Source organism: Flavobacterium marginilacus, assembly GCF_026870155.1.
Classification (GTDB): Bacteria; Bacteroidota; Bacteroidia; order Flavobacteriales; family Flavobacteriaceae; genus Flavobacterium; species Flavobacterium marginilacus.
In genome coordinates this window covers 2,853,106-2,870,489 of sequence record NZ_CP113975.1, presented here as the reverse complement: position 1 = coordinate 2,870,489, position 17,384 = coordinate 2,853,106, and the positions used below count along the sequence as shown (strand labels likewise).

Here is a 17,384-nt window from a genome sequence, read left to right as displayed (position 1 = left end):
TTAAAGTCTATACTCTTTATTCTATTATCTATTTGTCTAATTTTTTCAGGATTTTCTGCAGTACTAATTGAGCTGAATACGTTCTGTTATTCGCCTGCTGAATTACAATCGAATTTTCACTGTCGATTACTTCATCAGTAACTATTACATTACGTCTTACCGGCAGACAGTGCATAAATTTAGCATTGTTGGTCAGTTTCATTTTATCAGCAGTGATGGTCCAGTTTGGATCTGTATTGGTGATTTTTCCGTATTCTTTATAATTGCTCCAGTTTTTAGCATAGATAAAATCGGCATTTGCAAAAGCTTTGTCCTGGTCGTGTTCAATTTTAGAATCTTTGGTGATTTCAGGATTTAGTTCGTAGCCTTCCGGATGTGTGATTACAAAATCCATTTCGGTCTGTAACTGCATCATTTCCACGAAAGAATTGGGAACTGCCTGCGGTAAAGCTCTCGGGTGCGGTGCCCATGAGAGAACGACTTTTGGTCTGTGTTTGGTTTTGTTTTCCTCCATTGTGATTGCATCTGCAAGTGACTGCAATGGATGTCCTGTGGCGCTTTCCATATTTAGAATTGGCACAGTGGCGTGTTTTACGAAGCCGTTCATTACGGTTTCAGCGTTGTCTTTTTCTTTGTCAACCAATCCCGCAAATGCTCTGATGGCAATAATATCTGCATATTGAGAAACTACTTCCGCTGCTTCTTTGATGTGTTCAGAAGCGCCTTGGTTCATAACTGTTCCGTCTTCGTATTCCAGTGTCCAGCCTTCGCTGCCAAAGTTCATGACCATAACGTTCATCCCTAAATTTATGGCTGCTTTTTGAGTACTCAAACGGGTTCTTAGACTCGAATTGAAAAATAACATTACAAGGGTTTTGTTTTTTCCTAGTTTTTTATTCTTAAGCGGATTTTTTTTGATTTTTAACGCTTCTTTCACCCATTTTTGGAGTGAATCTATTTCTTTTATTGAGGTGTAGTTCATTTTTTTATAGTTTAATCGGTTAATAGTTGATTTGTTTAACCGAATTATCAATTAAATAATTTCAACTTTTTATAATTATAATTTTAATAAATATTGGGTTAATAATCCCACACACAAAGCAATTCCGAAACTCAATAATGTTCCAATTAATATATATTCTGTCAGTTTCCGCTCTTTGGATTCTTTTAAATCTCCAAACCTGAAAACCGATTTTGTTGCTAATAAAAAGCCAACGGCTTCAAAATGATTTGTGCAGATAAAAAGAAATACTAATAACCGTTCTAGTATTCCAATGTACTTGCCTGCGTTTTTGAGTGACTGCTCTTTTTCATTGGGAATTACATCCGACCAAGGCTTTATAAGCACACTCATTATTATCGAAACGGGCTGTGTCAAAAATACAGCAGCCGTTGTCAGTATTAGAAAAGAATTAGAAAATAATAATTCTAAAAGTTCATTTTCTTTATTTATCCAAAACAATCCCAAAATTAGAATTACTGCCAGATGCGCTATTTGGTCAGCAATGAACCAAGTAATCTTGGAGCTTTCTTTTTGAAATTTTAATTTGGCGTAATCTATGATTAAATGACTGAATGTTATCATTGTCACCAATTTCCAATCCGTTAGGTCAAATAAAATCAATAATGACAGCAGACCGTGAATCATTGTATGGGCATATAACTGCCACGCCAATGCTTTTTTTTCTTCTTTTGCTTCTACCCAGCTGTTAGGCTGCAGTAAAAAATCACCCAGAATGTGTGCCAATATTAATTTTACTATAATTATCATTGCACCAATGTTTTTAGCTTGTGGCGGTACATTTTGTCTAATTCCAAAATTTCATCAACATGAGCACGTTTGAATCTGCCACTTACTGAATTTTGTCCAATACCCAGAATCGTCCCTATTTCTGCCTGTTTTTTTTCAGGATCTTCAAAAATCGTAGTAAATAATACTGCCGAATTTACTGTCCATGCGTCCATTTGTATAACTGCCAATTTCAGGTATAAATTCATTTCATAATCAAAATCAGGAAATGAAGACTGAATTGCCAATGTTGTTTTCTCTTTCTTCAGTTTTTCAAACTTTTCGCCCGAATTGATGAACGCCGTACCATTACTTTCCGAAATTCTGCCAGCTGTATATTCTTTTGTCCCTAAACCAATTGATAATCGAACATCAATTGGAGCTGTTTTTTTTTGTTTTTCATTTATAAAAACACTCTTTATCAATGCTTTTATTTTTAAGCATACAAAAAGTGCTTCTTTTGGATCTTCAATTTCAATTTGAAAATAATCACCTCTAAAAATCTCCCATTTTTCGGGTGCTGCGCCATACGAACGCAATAATTTTTTTAATGGCGAAATCCATATTTCTTGATTTATCAATTTTCTTGAATTGATAATATCTGCTGTAATAACTGCTATCATAATTCAAATATCGTATTAATTAGCGATATTTCAAAATATCGTCTAAATACGTGATATTCTAAAATATCGTTTAAAAAAGTGATATTATATAATCTTTGTAAACGCAATTTTATTGTCTAATGCCTTCAGCATGAAATTGTCTTCAAGCCCGTTTACAATCCAGGTTTCGATATTCCCTGCTTTGGCAATCGCAGCAGAATCAATTTTAGACTGCATTCCGCCTGTTCCGTGAGACGATTTTTTGTCCCCGATTTCTTTTTGCAAAAGCGATAAATCAGTAACTAATTCTATCGTTTCCGGCACTTCATCATTAATTGACGATTTGGTGTAAATACCGTTGGTATTTGTGGCAATAATCAGAATGTCAACATTCAATAGAACTGCTGTTAAAGCGGCTAATTTATCATTATCACCAAATTTAATCTCATCTGAAGCAACAGTGTCATTTTCGTTGATGATGGGGATATAATGATTTTTCACCAATACATTGATGGTGTTTACGATATTGTCTTTAGTCTGTTTTTTTTCAAAATCAGAATAGGAAAGGAGGCATTGTGAAGTGAATAAACCTAAATCACGGAAATTCTCGTTATAAATCCGCATTAAATGAGGCTGTCCAATCGATGCCAAAGCCTGTTTTACGAAAACATCTTTATCGTGATTATCCAGTTTTACAAATTGTTTGGCAGCAGCAATCGCTCCCGAACTCACAATAATGAATTCATATTCATCCTGCAAAGCGGCTATCTGTATCCCAATATCCTCAATCTTTCCTCTCGAAATATGATTGGTTTCTTTGGTTAACGTGTTACTGCCTAACTTTAATAATATTCTTTTTTTACCTGATTTATTCATTTTTTTGTTTTTAAAGCTAACAAAAGCTGATAATCAAAATTATATAATCTTTTAAAATTGAATTTAACCTATATTGCCTCCAATTCTATTGTATATGTTTGAGAAATTCAAATCTCTTTTTTTACCTAATCTCATTCTTTTTGCGGTCTTAAATTCTTTATATCCGTATTTATAAAGAAAATCAACTGCATGAATATTATCCTTAGGAAAACATGCATTATCATGATTTGTAAATCTCATTTTCATAAGTTCAATTCCTGCTTCTTTAGTTTTAGAAAGGATTAAACCTTCTCCAAAAGCAGGCAGGTAAAATCCTTCTACAACTGAATTATTATGATAAACAAACCCTTCTTGCAGATGTTTTTCTAAATGAAATATTCTGTCTTCACCACTGGTAAATTTGTCAATAGCCTCAATTTCGGTTTTATGATCAGGATGAAATGGCACGATATTACTTGAGATTCTCCAAGATTTCTCTGCTTTTATATTTTTAAAAAAAAGGTATTCTGTTTCCGTTTCAAACCCTGATTTTATGTAAACCGGTGCTCCAAGATCGGTTGCAATTAGATAAATAGTATTACATTTTTTTGCTTTTGAATCCTTTATCAAAGATTGAGTAATTAATTGCCCAATTCCTTGATTTCGATATTCGGGATGAACAATAATATGTCCTAACCATGCTATATCATTATGGATTATAGTGGTTCCAATTCCAACTATTTTGGTGTCAATATTAATTCGAATAGAAGAACAAAAATCTGTATTTGTTGTATAAAACTCATGAGCAGGCAAAATTGTGCCCCAACCAGAAGGCTGTAATTCATCTAGTAAACCAACATCACTATTATTTAAGGTTTCTATTGTCATTATTAATTATAAAAATATTTTATGAGTTCTAACAATCTAAAATCGTTAATGATAATCTGCAATTTTCTATCTTATCTGTCCATCACCATAAACATACCATTTATTGGTAACCAAATGCTGTAAACCAATTGGTCCGCGTTGGTGCAGTTTGTCGGTACTGATTGCTAATTCTCCTCCTAAACCAAACTGACCGCCATCGGTGAATCGGGTAGAGGCGTTTTGATATACTGCCGCTGTATCCACATTTTCCATGAATTCTTGGGCAGCTGCATCATTTTGAGTTATAATCGTTGCCGAATGTCCCCCGCAGTATTTATTTATTTTTTCAATTGCTTCTTCATCAGAATTAACGACTCCGACAACAATTTTATAATTCAAAAATTCCTCGTACCAGATTTCTTCGTTTTCAATTGCAGGAACCTGAGCAGCATTTGCGAAAGCGTCATCACCCAAAATCTCAACATTATATTTCTTTAATTCTGCTGCCAATTCTGCTGCAAAAATCTGCCAATTCGGTAATTTGGTGTCGATCAAAACCTTGTCCAAAGCGTTACAGACACCAATATTGGTCGTTTTTCCGTTGATGATAATGTCAAGCGCTTTTTTCAAATCGGCTTCTTTATTTATGTAAAGAAAGTTATTTCCGCGGCCACTTACAATTACAGGACAAGTCGCATGTTTTTTGGTAAATTCGATTAATTGTTCTCCGCCTCGAGGTACAATCAAATCGACTTTTTGCGTTGGATTTTCTAAAAAAGACTGAGTTTCAGCACGGTTGTAATTTAGGTATTCAACCCAATTTGTGTCAATTTTATTTTCTTCCAAGGCTTGGTGCCAAAGGGAAACAATTTTCAAATTGGACAGTAAAGATTCTTTACCTCCTTTCAATAAGATTTTATTTCCGGATTTAAATGCAATTCCTCCCGCTTCTACAGTTACGTCAGGACGGGATTCGTAAATAATCATAATTGTTCCAAAAGCTGCAGTTTTGTTGGTTACCTTCATGCCGTTTTCATGCGTGAAAGTAAAACGAATCTGCCCCACAGGATCTTCTTGGCTTGCCAATTGCTGCATGGACAAAATCATTCCGTCAATTTTGGCATCATCAACCAGCAAACGTTTTTCCATAGCCAAATCCTCTCCAGAATAATTATTTAAATCCTGCTGATTAATGCTTTTTAAAGCTTCTCTTTCCTGTTCCAGAAGTTCCGCCATCCGGCTTAAAACAGCATTTCTCTTTTCTATGGATAATAATGTGTTCATATTTTTAGTCAAATGTTATTGCAGTTTTATAAAATTATAAATTATTCAATTCTAATTCTATTTGTGCTACAGTTGGTAATTTGCTTTGGTAATTTTTGGGTAAAGCTTGGGTAAGCTGATATTCGCTAATCCCGATAGGTTTTTGAATATCACGTAATGAATACTCTGCTTCAATTTTATCTTTGTGCTTACATAAAATCAATCCTATCGAAGGTTTGTCATCAGTATGCTTTAATTGACTATCAATAGCAGATAAATAAAAATTTAATTTTCCTGCATATTCAGGTTTAAATTTACCTGATTTTAATTCTAAAACGATATAACAGCGTAATTCCAAATGATAAAAAAGTAAATCGATAGCGTAATTGTTTTCTCCAACTTGAATAGCGTATTGTCTGCCTACAAAAGCAAACCCTTTGCCTAGTTCAAGCAAAAAACTCGTTATATGCTGCATCATTGCACCCTCAATTTCTCTTTCTAATGCATCATTTTCTAAGCCTAAAAAATCAAAAATATATGGATTTTTTAAAGTTTCAATTGCTAACTGCGATTCTGTTTTAGGTAATGTATTATTGAAATTGGTTATTGCTTTACCTTTTGATAAATAATAGTTATTCTTTATTTGAATTTCAAGCTGCTCTCTGCTCCAGCCATTTTGTACTGTTGCTGTTGCATAAAAAACAGCTTCTTCAATATTTTTTATTTTCGAAATAATTAACCTATTGTGTCCCCAAGGAATTTGTGCCACAGCTTGTGGCACAATTGAATTATTTGTTTGGTAAAACAAATACCATTGGCGTATTGCGTATAAATTTCGTCTCGAAAATCCATTAATAGAGGGGAAACTTAATTTTAAATCAATTGATAATTGTTCTAAAACTGAATCTCCCCAGTTTGCTTCTTTTTGTTTATTGACAATGTCTTTGGCTAAATCCCAATACAATTCCATCAGCTGAGAATTAACTTTGACTGCAACAGTCAATTGGGCAAAATTTATTTTTTGCTTTATTGAATTGAGCCAGAGTTTGTATGTATGGTCTAAAGTCATTTTAAATTTGTTATTAGCTATTTCTTGTTCTAAAATCACAGAACTGCATTTCTTTTTTCATAGGAAATAAAAGGTTCTTTGGTTGCTTAGTTTAAAGAATAAAATAGTATTTCATATAAGTTATATTAGTTTTTTTTGGTTTGTTGATTAGAAAAACTTAAATGACTTATATGTTTTAAAATTAAGCTTCAACAGCTTTTAATTCAGCTAAGCTTTCTTTCAAAGCGACTACGAATGCATTAATTGCTTCTTTTTTGATTGTCAAAGGCGGAAGAATTCTCAACAGATTTTTATTATTGGCACTTCCTGTGAAAATCAATTTTTCGACAATCAGTTTTTTGCGTAACGGACTAACTTCAAAATCAAATTCTACTCCCAACATTAATCCTTTTCCTTTTACCTTAATGATTTCAGGAACTTGTTTAATCGCTTCAAGGAAATACGCGTAAACTTCATTTACGTTGTCAATCAATTTTTGTTTTTCGATTACATCCAAAACAGCAATTCCAGCAGCACAGGCAAGGTGACTTCCTCCAAAAGTAGTTCCTAGCAATCCGTGGCTCGCTTTGAATATTGGTGAAATTAATATGCCTCCAATTGGGAATCCGTTCCCCATTCCTTTGGCAAGTGTAATAATGTCCGGTTTGATATTGTGGTGTTGGAAAGCGAAAAACTTACCGCTTCTTCCATAACCTGATTGCACTTCATCCAAAATCAAAACCGCTTCGTATTGTTTGCAAAGTTTTTCTAATCCTTGGAAAAATTCGGTAGTTCCTTCGTCCAATCCTCCTACACCTTGAATTCCTTCAATGATAACAGCAGTAACATCACCTTTTTTCAATTCGGCTTCAACAGCTTCAAGGTTGTTTAATGACAAGAAAGTAACGACTTGCTGCGCATTGATTGGAGCAACAATTTTCTTGTTGTCAGTAACAGCAACCGCTGCAGAAGTTCTTCCGTGGAAAGAGTTATCAAAAGCAATCACTCTTGATTTTCCGTTGTGGAAAGAAGCTAGTTTTAATGCATTTTCATTGGCTTCGGCTCCAGAACTGCACAAGAATAAGCTGTATTCTTCGCATCCTGAAAGTTTGCCAAGTTTTTCGGCCAATTCCACTTGTAATGGGTTTTGAATAGCATTTGAATAAAATCCCAGATTATCCAATTGATTTTTCAATTTGGCTACATAATCCGGTTGTGTGTGTCCAATAGAGATTACTCCGTGGCCACTGTATAAGTCTAAATATTCTACTCCGTTTTCATCAGTAATTGTGCAATCTAGCGCTTTTACAGGAGTAATGTTGTATAATGGGTAAACGTCGAATAAGTTCATTTTCTTTTTAGTTTTTGGTTGATTGTTGTTGGTTGTCGGCTCTAGCGTTGTTTCTATCAACTATTTACCAGCAACCATCAACATAATATTAGAATCCGCTTGGTTTCAAATGCAATCCTGTGGTTTCATCCAGTCCGAACATTAAATTCATGTTTTGGATGGCTTGCCCAGAGGCGCCTTTGACTAAATTATCGATCACCGAGGTGATCAAAATCCGGTTCCCTTTTTTTACTAAACTAATAATACATTTATTGGTTTGTACCACCTGCTTCATGTTGATTCCAGTTGTGGTAACCGTTACGAAAGGCTGGTTTTTATAAAATGCTTCATATTTGGCTGCGATATCTTCCAAACTTTCGTTGCAGGTTGTGTATAAAGTAGCAAAAATTCCTCTTGGGAAATCTCCTCTGTTTGGAATGAAAAGCAATTCGTTTTTATAATCTGCCTGCAATTGGTGCAAACTTTCTGAAATTTCACCTAAATGTTGGTGTTCGAAAGCTTTGTAATGCGACATATTGTTGTTCCTCCAGCTAAAATGTGAGGTTTCCGAAAGGCTTACTCCGGCTCCAGTACTTCCAGTTGTAGCGTTGATGTGAACATCGTCGTTCAATAATTTGGCATCCGCCAAAGGCAATAAAGCCAATTGGATTGCAGTAGCAAAACAACCGGGATTAGCTATAAATTGAGCATTTTTGATCGCAGTTTTGTTCAATTCCGGTAAGCCGTAAATGAATTTTTTACCGTCAAAAACTTCGTCTTTGTTCAATCTGAAGTCATTTCCTAAATCAATGATTTTGGTATGGCTTGCAAATTGGTTTTCAGTCAAAAAAGATTTCGATTTTCCATGTCCCAAACACAAGAAAACCACATTTACTTCAGGGTTTACTTTGTCGGTAAAGTTCATTTCGATATCGCCAAGCAGATCGTGGTGCGCCACCGAAAGTGGTTTACCTGCATTGGTCGTGCTGTACACAAAATCGAGTTTTGCATTTGGGTGAAACATCAGTATTCTGATGAGTTCTCCGGCCGTATAACCCGATCCGCCTATTATTCCAACATTAATCATAATTTTTTATTTTTATTTTGGTTGGTAGAGACGGGTTTCAAACCCGTCTGTACTTTGTGGTTGAATAATATATAATATTTATTCGTAAGTCTCTTGATTTACAGATGAAAATATATTCTGTGCGTTACCTAAAATTTTGATGAATCCTTTAGCATCGTCTGATGTCCAGGCATTGTTCATTTCTCCGTATTGACCAAAACCAGTGTTCATTAAATCATTTTTGGATTCAATTCCGTCCAATGAAAAGTGGTATGGTTTAAGTGAAACAGTTACTGTTCCGTTTACGGTTTTTTGAGTGTCTTCAAGGAAAGTTTCGATGTTACGCATTACCGGATCTAAGAACTGACCTTCGTGGAATAACATTCCGTACCAGTTTCCTAGCTGCTCTTTCCAGTATTGCTGCCATTTTCCAAGTGTATGTTTTTCTAGCAAATGGTGTGCTTTGATGATGATTAAAGGAGCAGCAGCTTCAAAACCAACTCTTCCTTTGATTCCGATAATCGTGTCACCTACGTGGATATCTCTTCCGATGGCGTAAGCGTTAGCTAGTTTTTCTAAAGTAACAATGTTGTTTGAAGGTTTGTCTTTTTTACCGTTTACAGCAACCAATTCTCCTTTTTCGAATTCTAAAGTCACTTTCTCTTCACCATTTTTTTGCAATTGTGAAGGATAAGCTTCGCTTGGTAATGGTTGTCCTGAAGTTAAAGTTTCTTTTCCTCCAACGCTTGTTCCCCATAAACCTTTGTTGATAGAATACTGTGCTTTTTCCCAAGAATATTCAACACCGTTTGCCTGTAAATAAGCAACTTCTTCTTGTCTTGAAAGTTTTAAGTCTCTGATAGGAGTGATGATTTCTATTTCAGGAGCGATGGTTTGGAAAATTAAGTCAAAACGAATTTGGTCATTTCCTGCACCAGTACTTCCGTGCGCAATCGCTTCAGCGCCTACAGATTTTGCATATTTTATAGCTTCGATTGCCTGAAAAACACGCTCAGCACTTACAGATAGCGGGTAAGTGTTGTTTTTTAATACGTTTCCGTAAATCAAATATTTGATGGCTTTGTCGTAATATTTATCAAGGATAGTCAAGTTAGCGTGTTTTGCACTTCCTAATTCATAAGCTCTGTCTTCAATCGCTTTTAATTCGGCATCGTCAAAACCGCCTGTGTTGATCAATACAGTATGAACTTCATATCCTTTTTCATTTTTTAAATATTTAAGACAATATGATGTGTCCAATCCTCCGCTATATGCTAATACTACTTTTTTACTTCCCATTTTATATTGTTTTGTGGAGTTTGAAAAGCTCCGATTTGATAAATTATATTTTTAACTTTTGGTTTCTTTTTTTAAAAAAAGTGCTTGTTTAATTTCTTTCAAACGATTCCAAATCCTTACGTTGTAGGGATGTTTTGGTGGATCTTTTGGTTTTTCTTTTGGATCATAAAGCATTCCGGTACACAAACACATTTTGTAATCTTTGCTTTTTAGGATTTCAAAATTGGTACAGGTCTGGCATCCTTTCCAAAAACTTGGGTCATTGGTCAATTCTGAAAAAGGAACCGGTTTGTATCCTAATTCCGAATTGATTTTCATTACTGCAAGACCAGTTGTGATTCCGAAAACTTTAGCTTCAGGATATTTTTTTAATGAATAGTCAAATACAAAAGATTTAATTTTTTTTGCCAGTCCCAAATTTCTGTAATCCGGATGTACAATCAAACCGGAATGAGCCACAAACTGACCATGCTGCCAGCTTTCGATATAGCAGAAACCGGCAAAAATCCCGTTGTTAAGCGCAATTACAGCATCACCTTTTTCCATCTTTTTTATGATGTATTCCGGCGTTCTTTTGGCAATTCCAGTACCTCTCAGCAGGGCAGAAGATTCTATCGTGTCGCATATTTCCTGCGCATACTTATGATGTTCTTCCTGAGTTACTACAATAGAAATGTTCATTTCAAGAGTTATATTTTAGGTTAAAAAATGTGCTGTAACAGAGTTTGTCCTGCTCATTTTCTGCAATGCCAAATATAAGGCAAATACAATAAATGGCAATCCAAATAATTGAATTACAGAGAGATAAAATTTGTTTAGTGATTTCTTCTGGATTTATTAATCCAAATAAAAATGGAAATAATTTCAAAACGATAAAATAAAAAATGAATAATATAATACGATTACACAATGGAGGCTATAACTATAGCATCCGTACTTCGGGAGAAGTCCTAAGTGTCATTATCCGAGAGATAACTGTTTTATATGTTTTTATTTTTTTCATCGGTGCAAAAGTACAATTATTTTTGATTAATAAATGCTAAAAAAACGGTAAAAGTGATTTTTTTAACAAAACGAATTATTTTTGTAATAAAAAGTAATTTAAAAATGTAAACAGCTGTTTTTATGGGTAATTTTTCTTTTTAATGAGGTGTGGAGCTTTTTTATGTTTGAATTATTTTAAATGAAATGGGGAACTTTTTGTTTTGTGATTTTATACAGAGTATGGTGTTAATGTACTTTTAAAATTTGTAATTGATATTTGGTATATTTGGAAAGGAAATAGGACTGTTCATTTTTTTAACCAACTAATATTGAATCATGAGAACATTATTTATTTTATTATTAGTATCTATCAATTTTGCCTTTGGACAAGTATCCAAAGATTCGGAATTGTTTTTGGCTTTACAGAAACACGACAGTATCTTCTTTGAGAGAGGTTTTAATAGGTGTGACATCGATTATCTTGTAAAAATGACACATAAAGATTTGGTGTTTTATCACGATCGAGGCGGAATTCAAGATAAAAATAAGTTTTTGGAAAACACAAAGAAAAATCTTTGTTCTGACAGTAATAAAAAGCCAATTCGCAAAGTACGTAAAGAATCTTTGGAAGTTTTTCCGTTATATAATAATGGTGTTCTTTACGGGGTTGTTCAAACCGGTATTCATGACTTTTTTATCCGGGAACCAAATAAGGAAGACATATACACTGGAACTGCAAAATTTACACATGTTTATTTACTGGAGAATAAAGAATGGATTCTCAAAGAAGTTTTGAGTTTTGATCACAAGTAATATGGGAGAAAAACAAAGAAAAAAGAAACTGCTTATTCGTAATATAACTTAGATTCAAGTAATAAATGCAACGTGAAAAAAAACTCTAGTGTTATTCTTTTGACCTAGGTCAAAAGAATAACACTAGAGTTGGCGAAAAAATCATCATATCTTTGGGTTGCAACACTCAAAATAGATGGCACATTTAACGTTAGAACAAAGATACAAAATAGAAGTATATAGAAATGCCGGTATCAGTATTTCCGAAATTGCTGAATTGGTAGATAAAAACAAATCAGTTATTTCTCGAGAAATAAAACGTAATTCTGATCAAAGAAGTGGTGTTTATAAAGCTGTTTTGGCGGATAAAAAAGCTTTAAACAGGCATAAGGTTAAGATCAAAAAATGCACTTTAACCTCAGAAGTTGAAGCAAATATTTTGTTTTATTTAAAGCAAGATTACAGTCCTGAACAAATTGTTGGCAGAGCAAAAATTGACAAAAGAGCAATGGTTTCTAAAGAAAGAATCTATCAATATATTTGGGAAAATAAACGCAAAGGAGGACTCTTATATAAACATCTTAGGACCAAGGGTAAAAAGTATAAAAAAAGAGGACATTTAAAGGATAAAAGAGGACTTATTATTGGTAGGGTCGATATTAGCGAGCGTCCAAAGATTGTAGAAAAGAAAAGTAGATTGGGCGATTTAGAGATTGATTTGGTCATTGGTAAGAATCACAAAGGAGCGTTACTAACTATCAATGACAGAGCCTCTGGAATACTTTTTATGGGAAAAGTAGAAAGCAAAGAAGCTAGTGCAATACAGCAGAAAACAATTGAATTATTGAAAGATTGGAAACCAATAATCAAGACCATTACTTCGGATAATGGAAAGGAATTTGCCAATCATCGGGCCATTGCAGAAGATTTAGATATCGATTATTATTTTGCCAAACCCTACCATAGCTGGGAACGAGGAGCCAATGAAAATTTAAACGGATTAATAAGACAATATTTTCCTAAAAAATCTAACTTTGAAAACATCGAAGAACAACAAATAAAAACAGTAGTTAATACATTAAACAACAGACCCAGAAAAAGATTTGGCTATAAAACACCTAATGAAATTTTCGCCGAAAAAATCAATAAATTGAATACTGTTGCATTTATATGTTGAATCCACCTAATCAAAATTTTTACTGTTATAGTTTTGATAGGTATTTTTAATACTATTTTATAAAGGACAAACTTGCCGGCAATGAACTCACAGCTTTGGTAACCAAATATAATACTGCCTGTCTGTGATGATAAGTAATGATATCTGCATGGAGAGTGTGAATCAATTGCCTATTTTACTTTTAGTCCGTGTTTTGAAAAAGAGTATTGATGTTGCGGCTTTAAAAAAAGTCCGTACAGAAAGAAATATTGGATGCTTCCAAGGCAAATCCCAGTCTTGAAGCATTTAGAAGCAATGAATCAACGGTGGTTTATCATTATATGGACAGTAATCAGGAAAATTTATTCATTGTTGCGTTAACTCCAGAAATGTATTAATGTTTTTTTGAACTATTAAAAATCTGGCTTTTTTCTAAATAAAATTATCCTTCTAAAAACAATTTGTTAACTATATCGTTTGATAAAAGTTTAGTTGAAATTAATCCTTTAAATATGATAAAAGTCACTATTTGCGACGCTCTATGAATCTAATTTTGTGACTTTATTAACAAGAATGAGTTTGTCTAGATTATTTAAGACAGACTATGATTTGTCATAATTTTAGGAAATATCATGATTAAAAAAGGATTACTCTTTCTGCTCTTCATAAGCGTTTTGTCCGCTTGCAATCACACTGAAAATACTAATTTATCTCCGCTCCAAAAACTCAAAGAGGGAAACAAAAGATTTGCTTCGGGTAACCCCATGCATCCCGGTGAAACCCTAGAACGACTACGGGAACTCAAAAAAGGACAGCATCCTTTTGCTGTTGTGGTAAGCTGCGCAGATTCCAGAGTGCCGGCCGAACTTGTTTTTGATCAGGGCCTTGGCGATATTTTTTCAATCAGAACTGCAGGAAATGTGATTGGAGATTATGAATTGGGAAGTATTGAGTATGCCGTTGAACACTTGGAATGTAAACTAATCGTTGTTATGGGGCACAATAGCTGTGGTGCCGTTAAAGCATTTATTGATTCAAAAGGACATTACAACCACGCTGATCATATTAAAAAAATAGTAGAATACATTGAAAGCGAAAAGGAAGAAAATAATCTTGCTGAAGAAAATAAATTATCTGTTGACAATGCTGTAAGCGCCAATATTCAGCATGCGGTAAATTTTTTGAAAAATGCGGAGCCAATTTTAAAAGAAAGCTATAATCAAAAGAAAGTTTCGATTATTGGTGCTGAGTATGACATTGAAACAGGTAAGGTAATTTTTGATATTAAAAATGGGGTATAGATTCAGTTTTCCTAACATTTAATCAAATTACAAATAGTCTAAATACCTTAAAAATGAATTTTTTTCTAAAATGCTTTTGCATTACAATATTATATCCTGTTTTTGCTTTTGCCCAAAAAACAACTCAAGAAGTCAATACTGCAGATTTACCTTTGATTCCAGTTTCTAAAGCCTCTCTGCTGAAAGATGTAGATGTTATCTTTAATTCCCGTTTCGCTTTCGATAATTATTTTGCGGATAGCGAGCATGTGAATTCACTTTTTTCGATTAATCAGTTCCGATTTGAAGTTAAAGGTAAAATCCATGATAAAGTTTTCTTTAGATTCCGAAACCGATATACCAAAATTGCCGATCCCAACACAATTGACAATGCCAGCCGTGCGGTTGATATGGCTTATTTGACCATCGATGCTGCTCCGCAAACGAAATTATCTTTTGGGAAAATGATTGGTGATTGGGGAGGTTACGAACTCATAACAAATCCAATTGAAATTTTATCGTATAACACGATTAATAATTATGGTGATAATTTCATGGTGGGTGCATCGCTTTTATATGCATTAGCAGATCATAAGAACAAATTCAATTTTCAGGTGCTGAATGCAAGGACCAAAACGTTTCAGGATCAATTTGGGACAACGATTCCACCGGGAATTACAGCTACAGAAACACCATTGGCGGGAGTTGCAAACTGGAAAGGAAGTTTGTTTGACGGGAAATTGGAAACTACCTATAGTTATGGTTATTTTATGGATGCCAAAAATGCCGGCCGAAGCTTAATTTCTCTAGGGAACAAGTATAAAAATAATAAACTGCTGCTGTATTATGATTTTCAGTACAGTAAAGAGGATTTGGATCAAAAATGTGTGGTTTCGAACATCATCAAAGCCAAGCACCCATATGCAGCAGAAAATGTTGCTTATGTCGAAAACTGGATTAGAGCTGAGTACCAGATTCGTCCAAAATTAAATCTTTTGCTTACTCTAATGAATGACAATTCGTACTGGAAAGGCAATCTCGATTCTAATAAAAACAATCATATGCTTACTTCATATGGAATTATCCCAACAATTGAATATTCGCCTTTCGCGGACTTAAATATGAAGTTTTATGCAGGTTATATTGCTAAGAAAAATAATTATTCGTCCTATGCCAAAGATAATTTTGGCGCTGTGAACGGAACCTCAGGACAGCTTAGTTTCGGAATTATTGCTCCTTTGTTAGTGCTGTAATGAATCAGATTTTTCGATGTAACATATTATTTCATGAATAACATTAGTTTTACTCAATGCATCTAATGTTATTCATGAAATATGTTTCAGGCTGGTATGTTTTTCCGTCAAGTTCGGCAGTGAATTCTTTTTTGAAAACATAATCTTCTACGTCTGTTAGGTATTTTATACGCATTAAAATAACCGGAGATTTTTTCAGCTCTTCGTAATTGTCTTTTGCAAACATAAATGTTCCGGCTTTTACCCTGTTGTCAAAGCCTTTGTCATCACGAATTAATGATCCGCAGTTTACTTGGTCAATATGTATAAGCGTTACGATTTTACCATTTTGAAGCTGTAGAAAGATTTTTGAATTTTTGTCAAAACAATTAGCTTTTACAAAGTCTTTGCTTTTTTGAATAAACTGCAGTGATAAAGTTGGCAGTCCGTCTGTTAATGCTAAGGAACAAAAAATGTAATTCGAATTTCCTCCAAAGACTTTTTCATGAATTAAGTATTCTTTTGTTGATTTGTATGTACCGATTGAATCGGTAACATTAGTAGAGTATTCACAAGGTTTTTGAGCGTAAAGTGTAATATTTAATATGCAGAATGCTAGAACTAGTATGTGTTTCATTTCTATTTTATTTTGTTGCAAATTAAAACAATTTTACTGTTATTTTCATCAGTCGTAAAAAAACAATATAAATTTCCTCCTTCTTTTATTTTCCATTTTTTTCGAATGTTTTCTACAGTATCAGTAAAATTTCGGGTTGTGATATTTGCTTTCTGGTTTTCCAGATGGATTTTCATTTCACTTTTGTTATAAAGAATGCATTTCTCTATTTGAAAAATTCTGCCGGGAAATGGTATTAATTCATCAGAAGTATAAAGATGTGAGTGTTTATGCAGTTTGTCTAATTTATAAAACAGTCCAACCTGGTCAAAACCTCCAGACTTCATTATGGCACTATTTGGCTCGTATAAATACTTTTTTGGAAGGCTAAAACTTGGCTGCTCTTGATTTTGGTCCAGAATAAATTCAAAAGTATCGGTTTTTTCTTTTGCAAGATTTATAGTTTTAATAGTAATAGCTCCGTTATAACCTTTGTTTAATTCCCAGAGGAGTTCTTTTACTTCATTGTCAACTGCAACAATGTGTATTGTTATGATGTGGTTCAATTCATTGATTCCTGCAGAAATGTCTAATATTGGGGCTGTTTTTATTAATATGGAATTAGTTTTTTCAAAATAAAAATCCAGATTTTCGGGAACATTCGGCAGGCAGTCTTTTAGCATAAAGACTTTACCTTTGGTATCATTTCTTCTTGAAGGATCAATGTATATCCAGTCCCATTTTGTTTTTAATTCAGAAAGGATTTCATTACTGTCACCAGCACAGCAAGTAATATTCTTATTGTTTAAATGACTGAAGTTATGCTTCACAATTTCAGATAATTCTGAATTTATTTCGCAATGCGTTACATTTTTTATTTTTTTTGAAAAATAATAATCGTCAACACCAAATCCTCCAGTTAAATCAATTAAGTTTTCGCCCGAAACAATAGATGCTTTGTGGAGTGCAGTTATTTCCGATGAAGTCTGTTCAACCGAAATTTTGCTTGGATAAATAATATTTGTAGCCGCAAACCAAGTTGGGAGTTTGTCTTGTGCTTTTGATTTTGCTGCGATTTGATTCAAAATTAAAATCCATTCAACAGTTGGAAACGGATTTTTTTGAAGCGCCAGTTTTGAAACAGAAACTCCAATATTTAAATTTATAAATTCCTGTATTTTAGGATTTAAAACGGCTAAATTCAA

18 protein-coding genes are annotated in these 17,384 nt (G+C 33.7%); 5 read left to right on the top strand and 13 right to left on the bottom strand.

The features are described 5' to 3' along the window. Positions 1-28 precede the first annotated feature (28 nt). The 11 genes from OZP07_RS12340 to OZP07_RS12290 all read right to left on the bottom strand — a co-directional run bounded on the left by OZP07_RS12340 (position 29) and on the right by OZP07_RS12290 (position 10,800). Entirely contained in the window at positions 29-982 is a 954-nt protein-coding gene (locus OZP07_RS12340) for an N-acetylornithine carbamoyltransferase (protein WP_194641993.1), read from the bottom strand. Positions 983-1,057: 75 nt separating this feature from the next. Further along, positions 1,058-1,771: a DUF3307 domain-containing protein gene (locus tag OZP07_RS12335; protein ID WP_281635305.1), complete on the bottom strand. Its 714-nt coding sequence runs from the start codon at positions 1,769-1,771 to the stop codon at positions 1,058-1,060. Further along, positions 1,768-2,412, bottom strand: a complete 645-nt coding sequence (locus OZP07_RS12330) for a hypothetical protein (RefSeq protein ID WP_194641995.1) — start codon at positions 2,410-2,412, stop codon at positions 1,768-1,770. Before OZP07_RS12330 ends, OZP07_RS12335 begins: the two co-directional genes overlap by 4 nt. An 84-nt stretch (positions 2,413-2,496) precedes the next feature. Further along, on the bottom strand, positions 2,497-3,267 hold the full coding sequence (proB, locus tag OZP07_RS12325) for a glutamate 5-kinase (protein ID WP_281635304.1): 771 nt from the start codon (positions 3,265-3,267) through the stop codon (positions 2,497-2,499). A gap of 63 nt (positions 3,268-3,330) precedes the next feature. Then, positions 3,331-4,134 (bottom strand): GNAT family N-acetyltransferase, encoded by an 804-nt coding sequence (locus tag OZP07_RS12320; protein ID WP_281635303.1) that lies wholly within the window; start codon positions 4,132-4,134, stop codon positions 3,331-3,333. A gap of 66 nt (positions 4,135-4,200) precedes the next feature. After that, positions 4,201-5,397: a glutamate-5-semialdehyde dehydrogenase gene (locus OZP07_RS12315; protein ID WP_281635302.1), complete on the bottom strand. Its 1,197-nt coding sequence runs from the start codon at positions 5,395-5,397 to the stop codon at positions 4,201-4,203. A gap of 34 nt (positions 5,398-5,431) precedes the next feature. Beyond that, entirely contained in the window at positions 5,432-6,445 is a 1,014-nt protein-coding gene (locus OZP07_RS12310) for a PDDEXK nuclease domain-containing protein (protein ID WP_281635301.1), read from the bottom strand. A gap of 181 nt (positions 6,446-6,626) precedes the next feature. Further along, on the bottom strand, positions 6,627-7,775 hold the full coding sequence (locus tag OZP07_RS12305; protein WP_281635300.1) for an aspartate aminotransferase family protein: 1,149 nt from the start codon (positions 7,773-7,775) through the stop codon (positions 6,627-6,629). Between the two features lie 88 nt (positions 7,776-7,863). Then, positions 7,864-8,841, bottom strand: coding sequence for an N-acetyl-gamma-glutamyl-phosphate reductase (gene argC, locus OZP07_RS12300; protein WP_281635299.1), 978 nt, complete (start codon positions 8,839-8,841; stop codon positions 7,864-7,866). A 78-nt stretch (positions 8,842-8,919) separates the two neighbouring features. Continuing rightward, positions 8,920-10,119 (bottom strand): argininosuccinate synthase, encoded by a 1,200-nt coding sequence (locus OZP07_RS12295; RefSeq protein WP_194642001.1) that lies wholly within the window; start codon positions 10,117-10,119, stop codon positions 8,920-8,922. Positions 10,120-10,170: 51 nt separating this feature from the next. Further along, a complete protein-coding gene (locus tag OZP07_RS12290) occupies positions 10,171-10,800 on the bottom strand; it encodes a GNAT family N-acetyltransferase (RefSeq protein WP_194642002.1) in 630 nt (209 codons plus the stop codon). Positions 10,801-11,003: 203 nt separating this feature from the next. On the opposite strand from OZP07_RS12290, the gene OZP07_RS12285 reads away from it, so the two are divergent. From OZP07_RS12285 to OZP07_RS12265, 5 genes are all read left to right on the top strand, one after another. Next, positions 11,004-11,162 carry a hypothetical protein gene (locus OZP07_RS12285; RefSeq protein WP_194642003.1) on the top strand — a complete coding sequence of 53 codons (159 nt, stop codon included), beginning with the start codon at positions 11,004-11,006 and terminating at the stop codon, positions 11,160-11,162. 277 nt (positions 11,163-11,439) lie between these two features. Then, positions 11,440-11,916, top strand: coding sequence for a nuclear transport factor 2 family protein (locus OZP07_RS12280; protein ID WP_281635298.1), 477 nt, complete (start codon positions 11,440-11,442; stop codon positions 11,914-11,916). Between the two features lie 175 nt (positions 11,917-12,091). After that, positions 12,092-13,072, top strand: a complete 981-nt coding sequence (locus OZP07_RS12275; RefSeq protein ID WP_281635297.1) for an IS30 family transposase — start codon at positions 12,092-12,094, stop codon at positions 13,070-13,072. A 611-nt stretch (positions 13,073-13,683) separates the two neighbouring features. Continuing rightward, entirely contained in the window at positions 13,684-14,352 is a 669-nt protein-coding gene (locus tag OZP07_RS12270) for a carbonic anhydrase (protein ID WP_281635296.1), read from the top strand. A gap of 53 nt (positions 14,353-14,405) precedes the next feature. After that, positions 14,406-15,584 (top strand): porin, encoded by a 1,179-nt coding sequence (locus OZP07_RS12265; RefSeq protein ID WP_281635295.1) that lies wholly within the window; start codon positions 14,406-14,408, stop codon positions 15,582-15,584. Between the two features lie 49 nt (positions 15,585-15,633). Here OZP07_RS12265 and OZP07_RS12260 read toward each other — a convergent pair whose 3' ends face one another. Beyond that, positions 15,634-16,200 (bottom strand): hypothetical protein, encoded by a 567-nt coding sequence (locus OZP07_RS12260; RefSeq protein ID WP_281635294.1) that lies wholly within the window; start codon positions 16,198-16,200, stop codon positions 15,634-15,636. A gap of 2 nt (positions 16,201-16,202) precedes the next feature. Further along, positions 16,203-17,384 carry a THUMP-like domain-containing protein gene (locus tag OZP07_RS12255; protein ID WP_281635293.1) on the bottom strand — a complete coding sequence of 394 codons (1,182 nt, stop codon included), beginning with the start codon at positions 17,382-17,384 and terminating at the stop codon, positions 16,203-16,205.

Bases quoted from the DNA above. Each gene is read 5' to 3' on its own strand.
- OZP07_RS12290 (WP_194642002.1), bottom strand. From the start codon at position 10,800: ATGAACATTTCTATTGTAGTAACTCAGGAAGAACATCATAAGTATGCG.
- OZP07_RS12265 (WP_281635295.1), top strand. From the start codon at position 14,406: ATGAATTTTTTTCTAAAATGCTTTTGCATTACAATATTATATCCTGTT.
- proB (WP_281635304.1), bottom strand. From the start codon at position 3,267: ATGAATAAATCAGGTAAAAAAAGAATATTATTAAAGTTAGGCAGTAAC.
- OZP07_RS12285 (WP_194642003.1), top strand. From the start codon at position 11,004: ATGAATAATATAATACGATTACACAATGGAGGCTATAACTATAGCATC.
- argC (WP_281635299.1), bottom strand. From the start codon at position 8,841: ATGATTAATGTTGGAATAATAGGCGGATCGGGTTATACGGCCGGAGAA.
- OZP07_RS12295 (WP_194642001.1), bottom strand. From the start codon at position 10,119: ATGGGAAGTAAAAAAGTAGTATTAGCATATAGCGGAGGATTGGACACA.
- OZP07_RS12280 (WP_281635298.1), top strand. From the start codon at position 11,440: ATGAGAACATTATTTATTTTATTATTAGTATCTATCAATTTTGCCTTT.
- OZP07_RS12335 (WP_281635305.1), bottom strand. From the start codon at position 1,771: ATGATAATTATAGTAAAATTAATATTGGCACACATTCTGGGTGATTTT.
- OZP07_RS12330 (WP_194641995.1), bottom strand. From the start codon at position 2,412: ATGATAGCAGTTATTACAGCAGATATTATCAATTCAAGAAAATTGATA.
- OZP07_RS12275 (WP_281635297.1), top strand. From the start codon at position 12,092: ATGGCACATTTAACGTTAGAACAAAGATACAAAATAGAAGTATATAGA.
- OZP07_RS12320 (WP_281635303.1), bottom strand. From the start codon at position 4,134: ATGACAATAGAAACCTTAAATAATAGTGATGTTGGTTTACTAGATGAA.
- OZP07_RS12260 (WP_281635294.1), bottom strand. From the start codon at position 16,200: ATGAAACACATACTAGTTCTAGCATTCTGCATATTAAATATTACACTT.
- OZP07_RS12315 (WP_281635302.1), bottom strand. From the start codon at position 5,397: ATGAACACATTATTATCCATAGAAAAGAGAAATGCTGTTTTAAGCCGG.
- OZP07_RS12305 (WP_281635300.1), bottom strand. From the start codon at position 7,775: ATGAACTTATTCGACGTTTACCCATTATACAACATTACTCCTGTAAAA.
- OZP07_RS12270 (WP_281635296.1), top strand. From the start codon at position 13,684: ATGATTAAAAAAGGATTACTCTTTCTGCTCTTCATAAGCGTTTTGTCC.
- OZP07_RS12340 (WP_194641993.1), bottom strand. From the start codon at position 982: ATGAACTACACCTCAATAAAAGAAATAGATTCACTCCAAAAATGGGTG.
- OZP07_RS12310 (WP_281635301.1), bottom strand. From the start codon at position 6,445: ATGACTTTAGACCATACATACAAACTCTGGCTCAATTCAATAAAGCAA.